Source organism: Ruegeria sp. BF6 (genome assembly GCF_056538665.1).
Genome location: NZ_JBQFTN010000002.1, coordinates 448,157 through 467,191, shown reverse-complemented (window position 1 = coordinate 467,191; position 19,035 = coordinate 448,157). Strand labels below are relative to the sequence as shown.

Annotated in this window: 17 protein-coding genes; 9 read left to right on the top strand and 8 right to left on the bottom strand. The window is 57.9% G+C overall.

The features are described from left to right. Position 1: 1 nt before the first annotated feature. From ACR0IM_RS10225 to ACR0IM_RS10210, 4 genes are all read right to left on the bottom strand, one after another. Positions 2-931, bottom strand: coding sequence for an ABC transporter permease subunit (locus ACR0IM_RS10225; RefSeq protein WP_480594810.1), 930 nt, complete (start codon positions 929-931; stop codon positions 2-4). Positions 932-941: 10 nt separating this feature from the next. Continuing rightward, positions 942-1,865: an oligopeptide ABC transporter permease OppB gene (oppB, locus tag ACR0IM_RS10220; protein ID WP_480594812.1), complete on the bottom strand. Its 924-nt coding sequence runs from the start codon at positions 1,863-1,865 to the stop codon at positions 942-944. A gap of 65 nt (positions 1,866-1,930) precedes the next feature. Next, positions 1,931-3,559 (bottom strand): peptide ABC transporter substrate-binding protein, encoded by a 1,629-nt coding sequence (locus ACR0IM_RS10215; protein ID WP_480594814.1) that lies wholly within the window; start codon positions 3,557-3,559, stop codon positions 1,931-1,933. A gap of 400 nt (positions 3,560-3,959) precedes the next feature. Further along, positions 3,960-5,198 (bottom strand): lytic murein transglycosylase, encoded by a 1,239-nt coding sequence (locus tag ACR0IM_RS10210; protein WP_480681795.1) that lies wholly within the window; start codon positions 5,196-5,198, stop codon positions 3,960-3,962. Positions 5,199-5,473: 275 nt separating this feature from the next. Between ACR0IM_RS10210 and ACR0IM_RS10205 the strand changes: the two genes are divergently transcribed. From ACR0IM_RS10205 to ACR0IM_RS10180, 6 genes are read left to right on the top strand one after another with little or no spacing between them, the layout of a single operon-like run. Next, a complete protein-coding gene (locus ACR0IM_RS10205; protein ID WP_480681794.1) occupies positions 5,474-6,337 on the top strand; it encodes a cytochrome ubiquinol oxidase subunit II in 864 nt (287 codons plus the stop codon). Then, positions 6,334-8,418 carry a cbb3-type cytochrome c oxidase subunit I gene (locus tag ACR0IM_RS10200; RefSeq protein WP_480681792.1) on the top strand — a complete coding sequence of 695 codons (2,085 nt, stop codon included), beginning with the start codon at positions 6,334-6,336 and terminating at the stop codon, positions 8,416-8,418. Before ACR0IM_RS10205 ends, ACR0IM_RS10200 begins: the two co-directional genes overlap by 4 nt. Further along, the gene (locus tag ACR0IM_RS10195; protein ID WP_480594822.1) at positions 8,415-9,047 is read left to right on the top strand and encodes a cytochrome c oxidase subunit 3; all 633 of its coding nucleotides are present in this window, start codon (positions 8,415-8,417) and stop codon (positions 9,045-9,047) included. Before ACR0IM_RS10200 ends, ACR0IM_RS10195 begins: the two co-directional genes overlap by 4 nt. Continuing rightward, on the top strand, positions 9,040-9,366 hold the full coding sequence (locus tag ACR0IM_RS10190; protein ID WP_170446781.1) for a cytochrome o ubiquinol oxidase subunit IV: 327 nt from the start codon (positions 9,040-9,042) through the stop codon (positions 9,364-9,366). The genes ACR0IM_RS10195 and ACR0IM_RS10190 overlap by 8 nt, the downstream gene beginning before the upstream one ends. 22 nt (positions 9,367-9,388) lie before the next feature. Beyond that, positions 9,389-10,372, top strand: a complete 984-nt coding sequence (locus ACR0IM_RS10185) for an HlyD family secretion protein (protein ID WP_480681791.1) — start codon at positions 9,389-9,391, stop codon at positions 10,370-10,372. Further along, a complete protein-coding gene (locus ACR0IM_RS10180) occupies positions 10,369-11,892 on the top strand; it encodes a DHA2 family efflux MFS transporter permease subunit (protein WP_480681789.1) in 1,524 nt (507 codons plus the stop codon). The genes ACR0IM_RS10185 and ACR0IM_RS10180 overlap by 4 nt, the downstream gene beginning before the upstream one ends. On the opposite strand, the gene ACR0IM_RS10175 is transcribed toward ACR0IM_RS10180, so the two are convergent. Together ACR0IM_RS10175 and ACR0IM_RS10170 are read right to left on the bottom strand one after the other, a co-directional pair. Continuing rightward, on the bottom strand, positions 11,889-12,251 hold the full coding sequence (locus ACR0IM_RS10175; RefSeq protein ID WP_480594825.1) for a fluoride efflux transporter FluC: 363 nt from the start codon (positions 12,249-12,251) through the stop codon (positions 11,889-11,891). The genes ACR0IM_RS10180 and ACR0IM_RS10175 overlap by 4 nt on opposite strands. Then, positions 12,248-12,655: a fluoride efflux transporter FluC gene (locus ACR0IM_RS10170; RefSeq protein ID WP_480594826.1), complete on the bottom strand. Its 408-nt coding sequence runs from the start codon at positions 12,653-12,655 to the stop codon at positions 12,248-12,250. Before ACR0IM_RS10170 ends, ACR0IM_RS10175 begins: the two co-directional genes overlap by 4 nt. Positions 12,656-12,853: 198 nt before the next feature. On the opposite strand from ACR0IM_RS10170, the gene ACR0IM_RS10165 reads away from it, so the two are divergent. The 3 genes from ACR0IM_RS10165 (at position 12,854) to ACR0IM_RS10155 (ending at position 17,018) form a co-directional block, all read left to right on the top strand. Beyond that, positions 12,854-14,434, top strand: a complete 1,581-nt coding sequence (locus ACR0IM_RS10165) for an FMN-binding glutamate synthase family protein (protein WP_480681787.1) — start codon at positions 12,854-12,856, stop codon at positions 14,432-14,434. 62 nt (positions 14,435-14,496) lie between these two features. Continuing rightward, on the top strand, positions 14,497-15,036 hold the full coding sequence (locus ACR0IM_RS10160; protein WP_480594830.1) for an RNA polymerase sigma factor: 540 nt from the start codon (positions 14,497-14,499) through the stop codon (positions 15,034-15,036). A 128-nt stretch (positions 15,037-15,164) separates the two neighbouring features. Beyond that, positions 15,165-17,018 carry a vWA domain-containing protein gene (locus ACR0IM_RS10155; protein WP_480681816.1) on the top strand — a complete coding sequence of 618 codons (1,854 nt, stop codon included), beginning with the start codon at positions 15,165-15,167 and terminating at the stop codon, positions 17,016-17,018. 47 nt (positions 17,019-17,065) lie between these two features. On the opposite strand, the gene ACR0IM_RS10150 is transcribed toward ACR0IM_RS10155, so the two are convergent. Beyond that, entirely contained in the window at positions 17,066-17,716 is a 651-nt protein-coding gene (locus tag ACR0IM_RS10150) for an ABC-type transport auxiliary lipoprotein family protein (protein WP_480594832.1), read from the bottom strand. After that, complete coding sequence (locus ACR0IM_RS10145) at positions 17,713-19,029, bottom strand: MlaD family protein (protein WP_480681785.1); 1,317 nt, start codon at positions 19,027-19,029, stop codon at positions 17,713-17,715. The genes ACR0IM_RS10150 and ACR0IM_RS10145 overlap by 4 nt, the downstream gene beginning before the upstream one ends. Positions 19,030-19,035: the final 6 nt, after the last annotated feature.

Sequence of the window (19,035 nt, the reverse complement as noted above, 5' to 3'; positions counted from 1 at the left end):
CTCAGCGATCCTTTGGGTCCAGAGCGTCACGCAAACCATCCCCGATGAAGAACATCGTGATGATGATGGCGACATAGAATGTCAGGGGGAACATCAGTTGCCACAGGGTGCCATAGCCCATCGTTCCCGCACCTTCGGCGATCAGACGACCCAACGAGGTGTAGGGTTCCGAAATGCCCAGTCCCAAGAACGAGATGAAGCTTTCCGTCAGGATCATCTCGGGCACCAGCAGCGAGGCATAGACGATCACAACACCCAGCAGGTTGGGCAGGATGTGGCGATACATGATGGTAAACTCGCTGACCCCGGCGGCGCGCGCGGCCTCGATAAACTCGCGGTTTTTCAGGGTCAGCGTCTGCCCCCGAACAATCCGCGCCATTGTCAGCCAGCCCACCGCACCCAGGGCGATGAATAGCATGAAGAACGACCGCCCCGCGACCACCAGCAGAAGGATGATGATCAGTGTGGCCGGAATGGCCAGTAGGATATCGACGAAACGCATCATCACGCTGTCGGTGCGCCCGCCGATATACCCGGCCGCGATTCCATAGAAGGTGCCAACGATCAGTGCGGTCGCCGCCCCGATCAGCCCCACCAGCAACGAGGTCGTCGTTGCCTGAATGACCCGGCTGTAGAGGTCGCGCCCCAAATCATCGACCCCGAAAAAGTGCCCGGTCTCGACGGATGGCATACCCATGCCCCGCACGTCACCCATGACGTTCCAGTCGATCTCCTCGTTGTTCCACACGGCGAAATACGGGCCGATGATCGTGAACAAAACGATTAACGCCAGAATGAACACACTGGCCATCGCGGCTTTGTTGCGGACAAACCGCATCCGCGCGTCCTGCCAGAGCGAGCGCCCCTGAATGACCGTGTAATCTGTGACATCTTCGGCCAATTGGGCGGCTTTTTGTGATTTTCCAAGCATTGCCAGCCCCTCAGTAGCGGATTTTCGGATCGAACCAGGCATAAGCCAGGTCGGTCAGCAGGTTCACGATGACGGTCAGCGCGCCGTAAAGGATCGTAACCCCCAGCAGCACTGCGTAATCCCGCGACAGGGCCGAGCCGACATAAGCCTGCCCCAGACCGCCGGTCGAGAAATAGATGTCCACGAAAACCGACCCGGTCAGCACATAGACAAAGACCGGTCCCAGATAGGACACGACGGGCAGCAGCGTGGGCTTTAACGCATGTCGCCAGATCACGGTTCTGGTTGGTAGGCCCTTGGCGCGCGCTGTGCGGATGAAGTTCGAGTTCAGTACCTCGAGCATCGACGACCGCGTAATCCGCGCGATCGACCCCATGTAGGAGGTCGCCAGCGCAATCACAGGCATGATCAGGTATTGCCATTGACCACCGTTCCAGCCACCACCAGGCAGCCATCCCAACCAAAGTGTGAAGGTCAGGATCAGGATCGGGCCCATGATGAAGTTCGGCAGCGCCTGCGCAGCGATCCCGAGACCGACGGCGAAATAGTCAATCCAGCTGTTGTGCTTGATTGCCGCGGCGATCCCCAGCCCGACACCGATGACGGTCGCAACAAGGAAGGACAACGAGCCATAGGTCAGCGAGATTGGGAAACCTTGCGCGATGATGTCATTCACGTCCCGGTCCTTGAACTTGAAGGACGGGCCGAAGTCGAAATGCACCACGATATTGTACAGATAGTCCCACAGCTGCTTCCACAGCGGCTGGTCCAGCCCGTAGCGCGCCTCGATATTGGCCAGTACCGCCGGCGGCAAAGGCCGCTCTGACGTGAAGGGCCCGCCGGGCGCAAAGTGCATCAGAAAGAAACAGGCGACGATCAACAACAGGATCGTCGGAACGGCAACCAGCAATCGCCGGATGATATAGGCAAGCATTTCATGCCCCCATTATTGGCCTTGCCCCGATGAGAAACTCGGGGCAAAGCGTGTTTTAAGGATGATTATTCGGCGCGTTTGTAGAGGTCTTTGGAATACCAGTTCTGCTCTACGTTTTTGACCGGCCAGTTTCCGACATCGCTGTCCATCATGTAGACGCCAGCGTAGTGATAGATCGGAATAACCGGGGTCTCTTGCGCGATGATCCGTTCAACCTCGGTGTACAGAGGGGCCGGGTCATCTGAGGATTTCGCCTCGGCCAGCAGTTCGTCAACGCGTGCGTTGTTGTACTTGCCGTCGTTGTAACCGGAATCCGATTGAAGCAGATCGAGGAAGGTCGAGGCTTCGTTGTAGTCGCCACACCAGGCGCCGCGGGCCAGATCGAAGTTCTGGTTGCCGCGCTCTTCCAGGAACACTTTCCATTCCATGTTGGCCAGCTCGACCTGAACGCCAAGCTTCTGCTTCCACATCTGGCTGAGGGCCACGGCCACTTTCTTGTGTGCTTCGTCGGTGTTGTAGACCATTTCAAAGCTCAGCGGATTGTCCGGGCCATACCCGGCCTCGGCCAGCAATTCCTTGGCCAACTCGTCGCGCTCGGCCTGAGTCATCGAGGCCATTTCGACGGCAGGGACGGTGAAACCGGCGGTTGCTTCGGGAACGAATGTGTATGCGGGCGGCTCGCCACCTGCCTTGACGTTCTTGGTGATGATGTCGCGGTCAACGGCCAGCGACAGGGCCTGACGAACCTTGGGGTCCTTGAATTCTTCGGGGCCACCTTCGGACAGGTTGAAGGTGTAATAATAGTTACAAAGACGTGGGAAGCTGATGGCTTCTTCGGGGTTCTCTTTCTGCAGGCGGGGGAATTGGCCTGCGGGAACTTCGGTGCGATCCAGCTCACCGGCCAGATAGCGGGTCAGGGCGACGTTTTCGTCGTTGATGACCAGCGCCACGACCTTGTCGATGATGGTGTTGTCGTTGTCCCAGTACATCTCGTTGCGCTCACGGACCGAGCGCTCCTGCGGCAGGTGCTCGGTCAGCACATAGGCACCGTTCGAGACAATGTTCTCTGGCTTTGTCCAGGCGTCGCCGAACTCTTCGATGACTTTCTGTGGGGCGGGGAAGGTGGTCGAATGCGTGGTCATCTGCGCGAAATACGGCAGCGGTGCACTCAGCTTGACTTCAAGCGTTTTGTCGTCGATTGCGGTCACGCCCAGCTCATCCACCGGTTTTTCGCCTGCAATGATTTCCGATGCGTTCTCGATCGACATCAGTTCCATGAACCAGGCATAAGGCGAGGACAGAGCGGGATCGACTGCGCGTTTCCAGGCAAAGACAAAATCACTGGCGGTCACCGGGTCTCCGTTGGACCACTTGGCGTCATCGCGCAGGGTAAAGGTGTAAACGTCCTTGGTATCGTTGGTGGTGTAACCAGTGGCAACGCCGGGAATCAGATTTCCGTCTGCGTCCTGGTTCATCAGACCCTCGAACAGGTCGCGGACGATTTCAGCGCCCGTTACGTCTTCGACCACCTGTGGATCGACCGAGCTGTGTTCATCCAGAATGCGATAGGTAAAGGTCTGGTCATCCGCCAGCGCCTCGCCGGTTTCAGGATGGGTACCGGCGGCAAAGGCGGCGCCGGTGATCATGGTCGAGGTCAACAGCCCCGCCAGAGAAGTCCGAATGTACTTGTTCATTTTGTTCTACTCCCATTTTTGGCGGTACGGCGACCGCATCCATTCAGGATGGTCGCTGACCGCTATGTTTGTCCGACCCAGAAAGACCGCCACTGGTTCAAGGAATACTCTGTCAGATCGCAAGGAACACCGCGTCGCAGTCTTTCAGTTTGAAGTCGGGAACGTGTTTGCGAAAGTCGCCTTTCACTGCCGCCGAAGGTGGCACTATTTCAAAAAAGGATAAAGCCTTTGCCTGAAAAATAGGCAACCATAGGTGGATTGTGAATGAAACCCGGGTCGGTTCCGAAATATAATAATGAAACCTCCGCGGTTCTTAACACTTTTGTGAAGGTCGCGATATTCGCTGACCCCCAAGAAAGGCGTTTTGCCGACACGGTGACGTTAGGGACAGTGCGAATCGCTACGGTTTCAGGGCCGCTTTCATACTGGTTTCGGGAAAGCAGGTGGGCGCGCGACCTGTGGTCTGCTGCCAGCGCCCGATCGAACGGCGGGTTTTGAAGCCAGGCAACCCGTCTGCGCCTCCGACATCATGGCCCTGGTGTTCCAGAGCCCTCTGCATGGCGGCTACGTCAGACCGGTACAGAGTGCCGACCTTGCCCCACCGCGCCTTGAAATCCCCGACGCCATATTGAATGCGGTCGCCGACGTGACCGACGAACAGCGCATAGAGATCGCTTTTGTTGTAGTCCTTCAGAACATAGAAATTCGGCGTGACGATGAAGGCAGGGCCATTGCGCCCTGCGGGCATCATCAGGAATCCTTCGCCCGCCAGTTCATGGTTCGGAAACGGTTTGCCAGACACGCGGGTTATGCCCATCGCGGCCCAGTCCTGAATGGGCTTGCCCTGATCCGGCCCTTCCATGGCGCAGGAAACCGAGGGCGGGACGGTCACTTCGAACCCCCAGTCGCGCCCGGCGATCCAGCCGTGTTGGGACAGAAAATTCCCGATTGATGCGATGGTATCCTCAGTTGAGGCCCAGATATCGGATCGCCCGTCACCGTTGCCATCCGCCGCATAGGTCAGAAAGTTCGAGGGCATGAACTGCGGTTGGCCCAAAGCGCCGGCCCAGCTGCTCTTCAATGTGCCGGGCGGGGCGTGCCCGGCTTCGGCAATTTGCAAAGCGGCGATCAGTTCGTCGGTGAAATACGGGGCACGGGTGCTCATGAAGCCCTTGGTACCCAGCACCTGAAATGCGTTATGACGAATGGGGACCTGACCATATCCGCTCTCGCGGCCCCAGATGGCCAGGATGATGCGGCCGGGCACGCCAGTCTCTGCCTCGATGCGCGTCAGAGCCGCCGCGTGGCGGCGTGCCATCTGTCGACCTGTGGCAGTTGCTCCTTGCACGGAGCCTGCGTTGAAATAGCGCCCGGGCGAGCCGAATTCGGCCTGTTTTTGTTGTTTCGGCGTTTGCGCCGTCTGGCCCGGCGGTACAAGGTCCGGCAGCTTCCAGTTAAGCGTCACCCCGTCAAAGGCCCGCTTCATGGTGTTGCGTGAGACGCCTTTGGCCTTGGCTAGCGGCCAGACTGTGTTTTGCAGCCAAGCTTGGAATTGCCGTTCGACCGCTGCGCGATCCTGCGCGTATGCACCCGTCGACAGGCACCAGAGACTGAGAGCGATTAATATCCGACGCATCATCAAAATGTCTCGCCCGATCGAGTAGCTTAGTCAACAGTGGTATTCGTTTCGATTGGGTTCGCGTAATGGTCTGGTTGACCAGGTCACGCCTGACACAATTGCCAGTTTCAGAAAAAACCTTGAGAAAATTCCTGACTCTGCCGATAGTTGGCCGAAACGAAGGCGCAAGAGGACAATCAGGCGTGGCGGTACTCAGACCTTCAAAACTCGCAGTGCTGCTTGTGGTCGCTTTAGCGGTGGCTTCAGTGCAGACGGCGTGGGCGAGTGGCAGTTTTATGGACCCTCAGGGCCCGATAGCCGCGATTCAGAAAACCCATCTGTTGCGGGCAACCGTTCTGATCATGGTAGCCGTGCTTCCGGTTCTGGTTCTGGTGCCGTTGATTGCCTTACGGTATCGGCGACGCAAAGGGGGTACAGCCGCGTATCGGCCAAAATGGGACTTTTCCGCCAAGCTGGAATTCGTCATGTGGGGCGTGCCTGTGGTGATCGTGGCACTGTTGTCTTTCTACCTGTGGAAAGCGACGCATCGACTGGACCCTTATTCGGCCACTTTCGGCGAAACTCCCGCGCTGAACGTGCAAGTCGTCGGTCTCGATTGGAAATGGCTGTTTATTTATCCCGACCTCGGTATTGCAACCGTGGGCGAGTTGGGAATTCCGGTTAAACAGCAGGTGGCGATGACGTTGACCACGGACACGGTCATGCAGTCGTTCATGATCCCGGCTTTGGCTGGTCAGATTTACGCGATGCCCGGAATGACGACAAAACTTCATCTTGTGGCAGATACGCCTAAGACGATGCAGGGTGAAAACACGCAATATAATGGTCGTGGTTTCACCAAGCAAAAGTTTCTGACCCAGGCAATGCAACCTCAAGATTTCACGGCCTGGGTTGAAAGCGTCCGCGCCAATGGCATCCCGTTGACTCAGGACACGTATCGGACGCTGGCCATGCGCTCGGATCGGGATGAGGTACAGGCGGCATTGGGAACCGCCCTCATGCCGCTCAACGCTTTGTATTTCACGCTGGAGGAGGGCGATCTGTTTCAGTCCATTCTGCATCGTTACCACGGCGGGCAACCTCTGCCAGTGGATCAACAGCCGGGAACGGTTGAATTCGGACAGGAGGCCGCGCAATGACCGATACCGGGTTCTTTGGCCGCCTGAACTGGGACGCGTTTCCGATTGCCGGTCTGATTCAAACGCCCAACACCAACGAAATCGTGGCGAACGCGGCCGCTGGCATTGTTGTCGTCGGCGTGATCGCCGTGGTCGGATTGCTCACGTGGTTCCGCCTGTGGGGGCCGCTATGGCGCGACTGGCTGACCAGCGCTGACCACAAGAAGATCGGCATCATGTATATTGTCTTTGCTATTGTCATGCTGGCGCGGGGCGTGCTGGAAGGAGTGGTCATGCGCGCCCAGCAAGCGGCTGGACCAGGCCCTGGGTTCCTCGAGGCCGAACATTTTGCCGAGCTGTTCAGCACCCATGGCACAATTATGGTGTTCTTTGTGGCGGTGCCCTTTGTGTTTGGGGTAGCGAACTATCTGGTGCCGCTGATGATCGGCGCGCGCGATGTGGCCTTTCCGGTGATGAACCAGATCAGCCTCGGCCTGACCGTCTCGGCGGGCATGATGCTGATGGTGTCGCTAGTGGTGGGAGAGTTCTCGACCGGAGGCTGGACGGCCTATCCACCCTATACCGGCGCGGCGTTCAATCCCGGGGTTGGGCCGGATTATTGGATCTGGGCCATCGTTGTCTCGGGCATCGGCACCACGCTGACGGGGATCAACTTTGCGGTCACAATCTATAAGCTGCGGGCGCCGGGGATGAAGTTCATGCGGCTGCCGATGTATTGCTGGACGATCATCAGCAGTTCGATCCTGATCATCTTTGCCATGCCGCCACTTGGTGTGGCGGCGCTGATGCTGGCAGCAGATCGATATCTGGATTTTCACTTTTTCACCAATGACCTTGGCGGCAACATGATGAACTACGCCAACCTGTTCTGGCTGTTCGGCCACCCGGAGGTCTATCTGTTGGTTCTGCCCGCCTATGGCATCTACTCCGAAGTCTTCGCCACCTTTTCTGCCAAGCGGCTCTACGGATATAACTCGCTGGTCATTGCCACAATGTGTATTGCGGTTTTGTCCTTTACCGTTTGGCTGCACCACTTCTTCACCATGGGCCAAAGCGCATTGATCAATGCGGTGTTTGGTGTGGCGACGATGTTGATCGCTATTCCGACCGGGGTGAAGGTTTATGACTGGATGGCCACTCTGTATCGGGGCCGCATCCGGTTTTCCGTCCCAATGCTTTATGGCCTGGCCTTCCTGATGCTGTTTGTCATCGGCGGTTTGTCGGGCGTGATCCTAGCCAATCCCACAGTTGACTATCAGGTTCACAACACTTTGTTCCTGGTGGCGCATTTTCACAACGCGCTGCTGCCGGGGGTACTGTTTGGCTTGCTGGCGGCCTATAACTACTGGTTCCCCAAGGCCTTCGGGTTCCGCCTGAACGAGTTTTGGGGCCGGGTTTCGGTCGTGTGCTGGACGGTCGGATTCCTGCTGACTTTCATGCCGCTCTATTTCGTGGGTCTGATGGGGATGCCGCGCCGGTCCTTCAGTTACAGCGACGCCTCGTTCCACCCCTACATGCTCGTCGCGATTGTCGGTGCTTTGATTATCACCTGCGGGCTGCTGTCCATCCTTGTCCAACTGTGGGTCAGCATACGGGATCGCGAGAAAACCCGCGCCCCTGTTGGCGACCCATGGGACGGGCGCACGCTGGAATGGTCGATCCCGTCACCGCCGCCGCCATATAACTTTGCCATCATCCCACAGGTGACCGACCGCGATAACTTCGCCGCGGCCAAGGAGCGGGGCGAGGCCTACCCCAGTCCCGACGCCTATGAGGACATCTCGATGCCGCGCAATACCGCGATCGGGTTTACCTTATGTGTACTCAGCGGTGTCTGGATGTTCGCGCTGGTCTGGTGGATCTGGTGGCTGGCGGCCTTGATGGCGGTTCTGATGCTTGCGGCCTTGATTGCCTGGACCTTCAATACCGACTTTGAAGAGGTCATCCCTGCCGAAGAGGTGCGTAAACAGCACGAAGCCTGGCTCGATCTGGTGCGCAACTCCAAACCTGTAGACCGCGACCATGAAACAGCTCCGGAGAACCGCGGCCTTGCCCGCCCCGATCTGGAGGTCGCGACATGAAGCGAGCGCCCACCCACAGCTATCCCGGCCTGAACCTAGGGCGGCGCCATGAAAGTGCCCACCAGGCCACCGAGGTCGTCACCTTCGGATTCTGGGTCTTTCTGATGAGTGACCTGGTCTATTTCGGCCTGATGTTCGCGATCTACATCACCATGATCGACGCGCAGGCAGGCGGGCCGGGTCCGCATGAGCTGTTTGATCTGTACAGCATCTTTGCCCAGACGCTGATCTTGCTGACCAGCAGCCTGACCGTGGGACTGGCGATGCTGGCGTTGAAGTATAACTTGCCAAGATGGCGGATCGTATTCTGGTTCTGCGTGACACTGGTCCTGGGCCTCAGCTTTCTGGTGCTGGAAATCCGTGACTTCATGGCCATGGCTGAAAAGGGCGGCATCCCTCAGCGCAGCGGGTTCCTGTCCGCGTTTTATGGATTGGTGCCGCTGCACGGGTTGCACGTCGCTGCAGGCTGTTTGTGGCTGATCGTGCTGGGAATCCAGTTGCGGCTGTTTGGTCTGACCGACTTGTTGATGTCGCGCGTGGTGCGGCTGGCGCTGTTCTGGCACTTCCTGGACCTGATCTGGATCGGCATCATCACCATCGTTTATTTCGGAGGGCTGACCTATGGATAAGCGTAGCGAGATGCACCGGCGCGAGCGTCGGCGGTATGTCATCGGTTATGGCGGCTCGCTTTTGCTAACGGCGGCGGTGTTTTTGATCGCCTACAAATACGGCATTGAAACCAAGGGGGTTTACCTCTCGATCGCATTACTGGGGCTGGCACAACTGATTGTGCAACTGGTCTATTTCCTGCATATCGACCGCCGCCGCAGCAGCCGCGAAGACCTTGATCTGATCCTGTTTTCCACACTGGTTCTGTTGATCATCATCCTTGGGACCGTCTGGATCATGGGCAATCTGGCGGTGCGGATGCACACCTATCCGATGTAACGACCTGCAAGAGATCTAACGCATGAAACCCGTCAAAATTGCCGCTGTCGCAGCCATGTTGATCGCCATCGCCGCCGGGCTGTTTTTGTATTGGCGTCACGAGGAAAAGTATCCCTCGACCAAGGACGCTTATGTGGGCGCGAATATCATCAACGTGGCGGCGCAAGTGACCGGGCAAGTCGCCGAGGTACCCATCACCGACAACCAGCCGATCAAGGCGGGTGACTTGCTGTTCACGATCGACGACACCCAGTTCAAGGCGTCGGTAGATCAGGCGCAGGCTGATCTGGACAGTTCGCTTCAACAGGCCCAATCCTATTCCAATCAGATCACCGCGGCTGAGGCGGCGGTTCAGTCCTCTCAATCGGCCTTCAACACCGCCAAGAACAATTTTGAACGGTCCAAGGCGCTGTTTTCGGACGGCGATCTGGCGCAGGTTTCACTGGATCAGGCGACAACAGCGTTTGCCGAGGCCTCGGCCCGTCTGACCACAAGCCGATCCGAACTGTTGGCGCTGCAAAGCGGGCTCGCCGCGAAGCAGGACGAAGTTTTGTCTGCACGAGCGCAGCTTGAAATCGCACAGGCCGACCTGAACTGGACCAAGGTTTACGCCACAGCAGATGGCTGGATCGCCAACCTGACCCTTCGTCCGGGATCGGCCGTTTCGGCCAATGCGCCGCAGTTTTCCATCGTCGAATCCTCAGAATGGTGGGTGGATGCAAATTTCAAGGAAACCGCGCTGCCACGTATACGTCCGGGTCAACCCGTTACAGTTAAGGTTGATATGCTGCCGGGGGTGACGCTGACCGGCAAAGTGGCCTCGATCGGACGCGGGTCGGGGGACACGTTCTCGCTTTTGCCGTCCGAAAACTCCAGCGGGAACTGGGTTAAGGTGACCCGCCGGTTCCCGGTGCGCGTGGAGCTTGATCCGACCGATGTGCCGTTGCGTGTGGGCGGCAGCAGCAAAGTGACAGTGGACACCACAACGGATCAGTCTGGAAAATGAACGGTCTGGCGGCCAGCCGCGTCAATCCGGTGATTGTTATCGCCGTTGTGCTCAGCGCCATACTCGAGGTGTTGGACAGCACTATCGTCAACGTCGCACTGCCGCATATACAGGCCGCGTTCGGGGCTACGACCGATCAGGCGACGTGGATTCTGACCAGCTATATCGTTTCGGCTGTCGTCGTCATGCCTCTGACCGGCTTTGTCGCGCGCAGGGTTGGTCGTCGTCGGCTGATCCTGACGGCCATCACAGGCTTTACCACGATGTCTATCATGTGCGGCCTGTCCTGGAGCCTTGAGACCATCGTCTTCTTTCGCCTCGCGCAAGGCATGTTCGGCGCGTTTCTGATTCCGCTGTCTCAGTCCATCCTGTTTGATGCTTTCCCGCGTGAAAAACGCGGGCAGGCGATGGCTGTTTTTGGGCTAGGCGTCGTGGTGGCACCCGTGCTGGGGCCGACAGTCGGGGCACTTCTGACCGAGTATTTCTCGTGGCGGATGGTCTTTTTTGTCAACCTCCCGGTGGCGGCGATGGCATTGCTGCTGCTGGCGGGTGAGTTGCCTGAGGACGAAACCGAAGAGGTGCGGATCGATTGGGCAGGCCTTGCCCTTCTGGCAATTGGCATCGGGTGTCTGCAGTTCATCCTCGATCAGGGAGAGACCAAGGATTGGCTGTCATCAAGAGTCATTCAGGTGGCGCTGATCGCATCGGTTCTGGGTGCATTGGGGTTCGTCGTTCACGCACTGACAACCAAACGGCCGGTTGTTGATCTGCGGTTTTTTGCAGATCGCAACTTTGCCCTGTGCAATCTGGTTATCGCTGGTTTTGCCATCTCGCTGTTTGGCGGCATTGCGATCTTGCCGACCTTTGTGCAGAACCTGCTGGATTATCCCGTTATCGCCTCAGGGCATTTGTTCATCCCGCGCGGTATAACGGCAGGGTTATCGATGGTTGTGACGGGCGCAGTGCTTGTGTCGCGGTTTGATCCGCGCTTTCTGGCCGGGTTGGGGATGCTTTTGACGGCCGTCAGCAATTTCATGATGGGCGCGCTGAACATGAATGCAGGGTTCTGGGAACTGGCCTGGCCGGGGGCCGTCAGTGGGTTGGGCATGGGGTTGGTTTTTGTTCCGATGTCGATTCTGGCCTTTGAAAGCATCTCGAAGTCCCGGCAAGACGAAGCTTCGGGCTTGTTCAACGTGACGCGTCAGTTGGGTTCATCGGTCGGGATTTCTCTGGTCGGCACTTGGGTGGTGCGTGGGTTGCAGACGAACACGGCTGTGCTGAGCCAGAACGTGACGCCCTACAACCCGGCAGCGCAGGCCTATTTGCAGCCGCTTGGTCTGACGCCCGAAAGTTCCGAAGGGGCTGCCATTCTGGGACAGGTGATCAGCCAGCAGGCCGAGCTGATTTCCTATCTGACCGTGTTCAACAATCTTGGTTTGCTGGCCTTGGCGACGATACCGCTGCTGTTTTTCTGTAAAGCACCGAAACCTGGCACTCAGGCTGCCGTTCCCGCGCATTAGCGCGTCAGTACCAGACCCAGCCACAGGGCAAACCAGCACAGGGCGAGGCTCAGCAGAATATTTCCTGCACCCAGCACAATTGTCCGTTCCCTCCGCAGTTCCAGTGATTGATAAGCAAAGCTGGAAAATGTGGTGAAACCACCGCAGAAGCCGAAAACCAGCCGTCTTTCTTCTTCGCCCAGATCGACCGGCCCGCCTAGGTATCCGATCCAAAGACCCAATAGCAGGCTGCCTAAGACGTTCACGATCAGGGTTGCAAGGGGCAGGTCATGATGGACCCGCAAGGCGATCCAGTGCCGCAGTACCGCGCCCAGTCCGCCCCCCAGCCCGAACATGGCGTGAAGGTAAAGCGCGCTCATCCTGCGGACCTCGGGCTGTGAAGCCGTCGTCCGATGGCCTCGCCCAGAATGGCAGCGGCAAGGCCGACGGCAATTTCAAGCGAGGCGGCCGAAATTGCATTCCAAATTTGCGTTTCAGCCATTCGTTCCAGTTCGGCCACGAAGGAGGAAAACGTCGACAACCCGCCGCAGAACCCCACCGCGCCCAAATGCAGCACATGCGCGTGGACCCGGTTCCGAACCGCATAGAGCCAGCCAAGAACGAAACAGGCCACGACATTGATGCCGAAAGTCGCGGTCAATAACGGTGCGCCAGGGATCTGGGCCGAGAAAGCCTCGCGCAGCAGCGACCCCGCAGCGCCGCCCACGAAGACGGCGATGAACATGATTGCCGTGGTCCGGATGGCGGGTCGGGTTTGTGTCACGGCCGGTTATCCTGCCCAAGTTAATCTCTGTTTTGGCATACCTATTGCTGCAAGGGTGATCAACTGTGGCCAACCCCTCTGCCTGCCTCACAAAACCGCCCGATCGCGTGAGGCTGGGTACAATCGCTTGCAATCAAACGCCGATTTGATCCACGGTTGTTACAACGTTGATTTGGCGGCACGTTAGGAGAGCACGAAATGGTTGTACGCAGACTTTACTATTTTCTTAGTTACGTGTGCCTGCCTCTGACCTTGCTGTGGGGTTTTTTTTGGCCGCCAGCGCATTGGTTGCTCATCATCCTGATCCCCTATGCCGTGGTTGGCCTGTATGACATGCTGACCACCAAGCACAATGTGCTAAACAATTACCCGGTTCTGGGCCATTTCCGGTACATGCTGGAATTCGTCAGCCCGGAAATCCGGCAGTACTTCGTGGAGACCAACGAAAGCGGTCGCCCCTACAACCGGATCGTTCGCAGCCTGATCTATTCGCGCGCCAAAGGGCAGGTCGACACTCAGGCCTTTGGCACCCAATACGATATCCTTTCCGTGGGCTATCAACGGGCCAATCACTCGCTTGCCCCCAAGGAGGTTCCGGAAAGCGAAGAGAGGATTATTCTGGGTGGCCCGCAATGCAGCCAACCCTACAGTGCGTCTCGTCTGAACGTGTCGGCCATGAGCTTTGGTGCGCTCAGCGCAAATGCGATCCGGGCTTTGAACGGCGGGGCCAAAGACGGTTCTTTCGCACATAACACAGGTGAGGGCGGCCTGTCCCCGCATCATCTGGCCGAAGGGGGCGATATCATCTGGCAGATTGGCACAGGATATTTCGGATGCCGCACGCCTGAAGGGGGGTTCGACAAGGACCTGTTCGCCGAAAAGGCAAAGAAGGATGTGGTCAAGGCGATTGAGATCAAATTGTCCCAAGGCGCGAAACCCTCCCACGGTGGGGTGCTGCCTGCGGCCAAAGTAGATAAAGAAATCGCGGAAATCCGCGGCGTGCCCGAGCATCAGGACGTTATTTCTCCGCCCATCCACTCGGCCTTTGAAGGTCCAACCGGCCTGTTGCGTTTCGTGCAACACCTGAGAGAGATGTCGGACGGTAAGCCCATTGGGTTCAAGCTGTGTATCGGTAGGCCGTCCGAGTTCATGGCAATCTGCAAGGCGATGCTGGAAACCGGTATCCTGCCCGATTTCATCACCATCGACGGGGCTGAAGGGGGCACCGGTGCAGCCCCGGTTGAATTCACCAACCGACTCGGCATGCCGCTGAACGAGGCGTTGATTTTCGTCAACAACTGCCTGCGTGGTGTAGGGTTGCGCGACAAGATCCGGATCATTTGTTCGGGCAAGGTCGCCACCGGCTATGACATGGTTGAGAAATTCGCTCTTGGTGCGGATATGTGCAATGCGGCGCGGGCGATGATGTTTGCGGTGGGCTGTATTCAGGCGTTGCACTGCAACACCAACCGCTGCCCTTCGGGCGTGGCGACGCAGGACCCGATCCGTGGGCGGGCTGTGCATGTGCCGCAAAAACGCAAACGGGTGCATCGCTTTCACGACGCCACGTTGGAGAGTTTTCGAGAGCTTCTGGGTGCGATGGGTAAGGAAAAGGTCTCGGAGTTGCGCCCGGACGATATCCGCCGCCGTACGGCGGATGAAAGGGAATGGACCTACGCCGAACTGTACACGTTCATTGACGAAGGGGTCTTGCTGACAGATTCGATCCCGGATGAGTTTGCAGCGGATTGGAAAATAGCCTCGGCGGATCATTTCTGATTATTTTTTGCCCGGCCGCCAAGAATTGACCTTTTTGATCCGTCTTACCCATCGTGATGCGCATGACAACTTCGGACGAGGATTTGGCCAAAGCCGCAACAAAAGGGGACGCTGACGCGTTTGCTGCCCTGTTGGCGCGGCATTACGACCGGATTTTTCGCCTGTCCTTTCGCCTTGCCGGGCGTGCCGATCAGGCAGAGGATCTAACGCAGGATATCTGCGCGGCCCTGCCCGCCAAGATTGCCGGATTCCGTGCACAGGCCAAATTTACCACCTGGCTTTACAGGGTCGTCGTGAACGCCGCCGAGGACGCGCGTCGCCGTCAGGCCAGCCACAGTCGTGCTGCTGCAGGGTGGGGCGATGTCGAACAGATGCGCCGGGCCGAGGCTGCGGAAACCGCCGAAGCCGTCGATTGGCTGCAGCGGGCCATGCGATCGCTGCCGCAGGACCTGCAGGATACGCTGGCCCTGACGCTGGAAGATGAGATGACCCATGCCGAAGCCGCCGAAGTGCTGGGCGTGTCCGAGGGCACTGTGTCCTGGCGCATGTCGGACATCCGCAAGCGCCTGCGAGCACTGCGGCAAGAGGAGCTGGCTCAATGACAGATGATCTAGAAAACCTCAAAACGCTGATGCATGCCGCTACGCCCACGCCGGACGCGCGGCGGCGGGCGGAAAATATGGAACAGGCGAAAAAAACTTTTACCCGCGCCCAAGGATCGCGCGACGCCATGCGTCCGACTGTCAAGCGAGGCCTGATGGCCCGCGTGACAGAAGGAGCGAAATCCATGTTGAATGCCCTCTCGCATCGCGGTGCTTTGACCGCGACAACCGCCGTCGCCGCTGTGGCTCTGATTGTGATCCTGCCGCAGACACGGGATTATGTGGTGAACCCGACTTCTTGGACCGAAAGCCGCCGGGCCGAGGCGCCGGTTCAAACGGCGGAAGCGGATCAGGAAGTAGCGGTCGAAAGCGATCTTTTGCAGGACGGCCTGGCGGAACCAGTTTTTGATACGCCAGCGGTGATTGATGAATCTACTCCGGCACAACCGCTTCCCCAAGACTTAAACAAACGGAAAGCGAATGGTTTGGGTGCCACCGCAGAGCCTATGGCGAGTGCGGGATTGTTCGGCGGCACAACGTCAATTGCGCCTTCGCCTGTTCAGGATGATCGTTATGTAGCCCCCGAACAGAATACCGAAGTTTTCGCCAATGCCGATACCAACCCGCTGAAAGTCACGGCGGAAGACCCGGTGTCGACCTTCTCGATAGACCTTGATACGGCCTCTTACTCGATTGTCCGGTCGTCGCTGATGCACGGCCAGTTGCCGCAGAAAGATGCGGTGCGGGTGGAAGAGATGGTGAACTACTTCCCGTACAACTACCCCGCGCCCGAAGGAGACGCGCCGTTCCGGCCGACCATAACCGTTTCACCAACGCCTTGGAACAACGGTACACAACTGGTTCATATTGGCATTCAGGGCGCGCTTCCGCAGATTGAGAACCGCCCGCCGCTGAACCTGGTCTTTTTGATCGACACCTCCGGGTCGATGCACAACGCGAACAAACTGCCGTTGCTGAAACAATCCTTCCGGCTGTTGCTGTCGGAACTGCGGCCCGAGGATCAGGTTTCGATCGTCACCTATGCGGGCAGCGCCGGACAGGTGTTGGAGCCGACAGCGGCGTCGGAGAAAAACCAAATCCTGTCAACGCTGGATCAGTTGGAGGCGGGTGGCTCGACGGCTGGACAGGCCGGGTTGCAACAAGCCTATCAGGTGGCGGAAGGCATGGCTGAAGATGGTGAAGTAACCCGCGTCGTTCTGGCCACCGATGGGGATTTCAATGTCGGCTTGTCGGACCCCGAGGCCCTGAAGGATTTTATTGCCCGTAAACGCGACAGTGGCACCTTTCTGAGTGTTCTGGGTTTTGGTCGCGGCAATCTGGACGACGCGACCATGCAGGCTCTGGCGCAGAACGGCAACGGGCAGGCGGCTTATATCGATACACTGGGTGAGGCGCGTAAAGTGCTGGTAGATCAGTTGACCGGAGTCCTGTTTCCGATTGCCAATGACGTCAAGATTCAGGTCGAATTTAATCCCGCGCAAATCGCCGAGTATCGCCTGATCGGATACGAAACCCGTGCCCTGCGGCGCGAAGATTTTTCCAACGACAAGGTGGATGCGGGGGATATCGGCGCTGGCCATACCGTGACCGCGATCTACGAGGTAACGCCCGTCGGCTCGGATGCAATCCGAAATGGTCCGTTGCGCTATGCCGAACAACCGGCAGCCGATGGGACCGACGAAATCGGGTTCTTCAAGATGCGTTACAAACAGCCCGGTGCGACCGAAAGCCAGTTGATTGAGGAACCCATCCTGTCGGGGCAGGGACAGGCGTCCGGGGATGTCCGGTTCTCATATGCCATCGCGGGTTTTGGCCAGCTGCTGCGTGGCGGGGAGTATCTGGGTGGTTGGTCTTACGAGGATGCGATCGCGCTGGCTAATGGAGCCAAAGGTCAAGATCCGTTCGGCTACCGAGCCGAGGCCGTTACCCTGATGCGCCTGGCCGAAACGCTGGTGCAATAATACTAGCCACGGGCGCTGGCGTCCGTCAGCGCCCCGTTCACCGGACCCTAGAATTGTCGTGGAGTGTTGGCGGTGTGGGTGTTGATTCTACGCACGCTCCATTCCACTGCATCCCGCATGGTTTTGCCCAGAGCCTCATCAAAAGCCTTAACCAGATCCGGTGTCTGATCGCTGGCCGCGATCACGTATTCCTGAAACGAGTTCGAGGCGATTATCTTGTCTTCAAACTCGTCAATGATCTTAATGTTGATACGCACTTCCACCCTGATGGTTTGGTTGCCGTTAGCATCGCTGATTACTATTCCTTGAAATTCCCGCAGGTCAGGCACGATGACGTAATCCGCACGCAGTCCGACAGTTGATCGGCCAACTGCAGCGACTTTGCCGCTGTTTTCATAGCTTTCGACCAGCAGCGCCTGAACGATCAGCGGGGCCCGATCCACCCAGCGTGCGCGCGGCAGGTACTGAACCTGCAACGGCGTGGGTTGGATAGCGATCTGGTCGGTGTTGACTGCTGCGGTGGCGGTTGGCTCCTGTACAACAATCTGCCTTTGAATGCGCGGCAGCGAGGCAGAAAACGTGCTTTTAGGCGTCAGCAGGTAAAGGTCGTTTGGCTTGGAGGCTTGCCGGAGCGTCTCCAAACCTGTGCACCCCCCCAGCGACACAAGGGCAAAAACCACAATAAAAAGCCTGATCATTGACGAAACTCCGATGCCTGGGTTCCAAGTAGGAAGCGCGCTGGATCACGCTCGACCTTGTCCACCAGCCGGTCCAGGCTGATGACCAGTCGCTGTGATTCTTCTACAAAACGCGTGAACTGCGGCAGACCAACGCGCAGAAAGTCCGACAGCTGGCGGCGGTTGGCCTGCACGATTCCGTCAATGGTGCCCAAAAGCTCTGAGGCGGATTGGGAAGCGCTCAGGATATCGTTCGAGATATCGTCCAGCCGTTCGGTGACGTTTTTCACGGTCGAGGACACTTCGTTCGCAGCCGTGCGGATGTCGTTCATCACCGTGCCGATATCTTCGTTTATTACCTCGTTGGCCGAGTCGAATGCGCGTTCTGCCGAGGTCAGAGTACCTTTTGCGGTTTCCATCGCACCGGTAATTGAACCCAGTGTCTTGTTGGCGTTCAGGAAGGTTTCCGAGATCGTTGCCAGGGCCACGTCAGCCTCACCCGACAGGCCGTTTAGGTTTTCGGCCAAAGTCGTCACCCGTTCGATCAGCGGGCGGATATCCTGCTGAATGACACGGTCGGCAGTTTGGATAGTGGTCTTGGCGCTGTCCAAAGCCGCTGTGGCCGTTTCCGAGGCCGTTTTCACGCTGTTCAGTGTATCTGTGCCCGCCGTCAGAGTGCTTTCGGCAGTGTCGGCCAACTCGTCCAGCCGATCTGTAAAATCGCCAAGCTTCTTGGCCGCGCCGCCCAGATCCGATGACAGGTTCTCGAAATCTGTAAGGGTCTTGTTCAGTTTGCCCGACGCCGAAGCGACGTTGTCCAGAATGTCACTGACCGATTTGCGGTTTTTGTCATCGACCACGGCATTGAGGTTTTCAAGTAGGGTGACGGCCTCGTCCAGAACCTTGGGTGCGCCTTCGAACAAGGACTGGATTGCGCTGCGCTTGCTTTTAATCACGCTGTTTTCCGGCAATTTGGTGCCGGTGGATGACCCTCCGGTCAGTTCTACATAGCTGACGCCCGTCACGCCCAGAGATTGCAGTTGTGCGATTGTATCCTCGGTCACAGGGATATCAGCGTCTACCTCGAGTTTGACCCGCACTTTTGACGGATCCGTGTCGTCCAGTTGCAGAGAGATCACCTGCCCGACCGGTAGTCCGTTGTAGCTGACGCCACCTGCAGCCGACAGGCCCGAGACATTGTCGAACAGCACGTCATAATAGGCGTATTGCCGCGATACCTCGAATTTCGCAAGCCACAGGAAAAAGCCAAATGCGCCCAGAATACCCGCAAGGGTGAAGGCGCCGATCAGGATATAGTTCGCTCGGGTTTCCATGGTCTC

What these genes read in the sequence shown, in the direction of transcription:
- ACR0IM_RS10155 (WP_480681816.1), top strand. Translation starts at nt 15,165, where the DNA reads ATGCGTCCGACTGTCAAGCGAGGCCTGATGGCCCGCGTGACAGAAGGA.
- oppB (WP_480594812.1), bottom strand. Translation starts at nt 1,865, where the DNA reads ATGCTTGCCTATATCATCCGGCGATTGCTGGTTGCCGTTCCGACGATC.
- ACR0IM_RS10195 (WP_480594822.1), top strand. Translation starts at nt 8,415, where the DNA reads ATGAAGCGAGCGCCCACCCACAGCTATCCCGGCCTGAACCTAGGGCGG.
- ACR0IM_RS10185 (WP_480681791.1), top strand. Translation starts at nt 9,389, where the DNA reads ATGAAACCCGTCAAAATTGCCGCTGTCGCAGCCATGTTGATCGCCATC.
- ACR0IM_RS10160 (WP_480594830.1), top strand. Translation starts at nt 14,497, where the DNA reads ATGACAACTTCGGACGAGGATTTGGCCAAAGCCGCAACAAAAGGGGAC.
- ACR0IM_RS10180 (WP_480681789.1), top strand. Translation starts at nt 10,369, where the DNA reads ATGAACGGTCTGGCGGCCAGCCGCGTCAATCCGGTGATTGTTATCGCC.
- ACR0IM_RS10145 (WP_480681785.1), bottom strand. Translation starts at nt 19,029, where the DNA reads ATGGAAACCCGAGCGAACTATATCCTGATCGGCGCCTTCACCCTTGCG.
- ACR0IM_RS10215 (WP_480594814.1), bottom strand. Translation starts at nt 3,559, where the DNA reads ATGAACAAGTACATTCGGACTTCTCTGGCGGGGCTGTTGACCTCGACC.
- ACR0IM_RS10205 (WP_480681794.1), top strand. Translation starts at nt 5,474, where the DNA reads ATGGACCCTCAGGGCCCGATAGCCGCGATTCAGAAAACCCATCTGTTG.
- ACR0IM_RS10190 (WP_170446781.1), top strand. Translation starts at nt 9,040, where the DNA reads ATGGATAAGCGTAGCGAGATGCACCGGCGCGAGCGTCGGCGGTATGTC.
- ACR0IM_RS10210 (WP_480681795.1), bottom strand. Translation starts at nt 5,198, where the DNA reads ATGATGCGTCGGATATTAATCGCTCTCAGTCTCTGGTGCCTGTCGACG.
- ACR0IM_RS10200 (WP_480681792.1), top strand. Translation starts at nt 6,334, where the DNA reads ATGACCGATACCGGGTTCTTTGGCCGCCTGAACTGGGACGCGTTTCCG.
- ACR0IM_RS10150 (WP_480594832.1), bottom strand. Translation starts at nt 17,716, where the DNA reads ATGATCAGGCTTTTTATTGTGGTTTTTGCCCTTGTGTCGCTGGGGGGG.
- ACR0IM_RS10165 (WP_480681787.1), top strand. Translation starts at nt 12,854, where the DNA reads ATGGTTGTACGCAGACTTTACTATTTTCTTAGTTACGTGTGCCTGCCT.
- ACR0IM_RS10225 (WP_480594810.1), bottom strand. Translation starts at nt 931, where the DNA reads ATGCTTGGAAAATCACAAAAAGCCGCCCAATTGGCCGAAGATGTCACA.
- ACR0IM_RS10175 (WP_480594825.1), bottom strand. Translation starts at nt 12,251, where the DNA reads ATGAGCGCGCTTTACCTTCACGCCATGTTCGGGCTGGGGGGCGGACTG.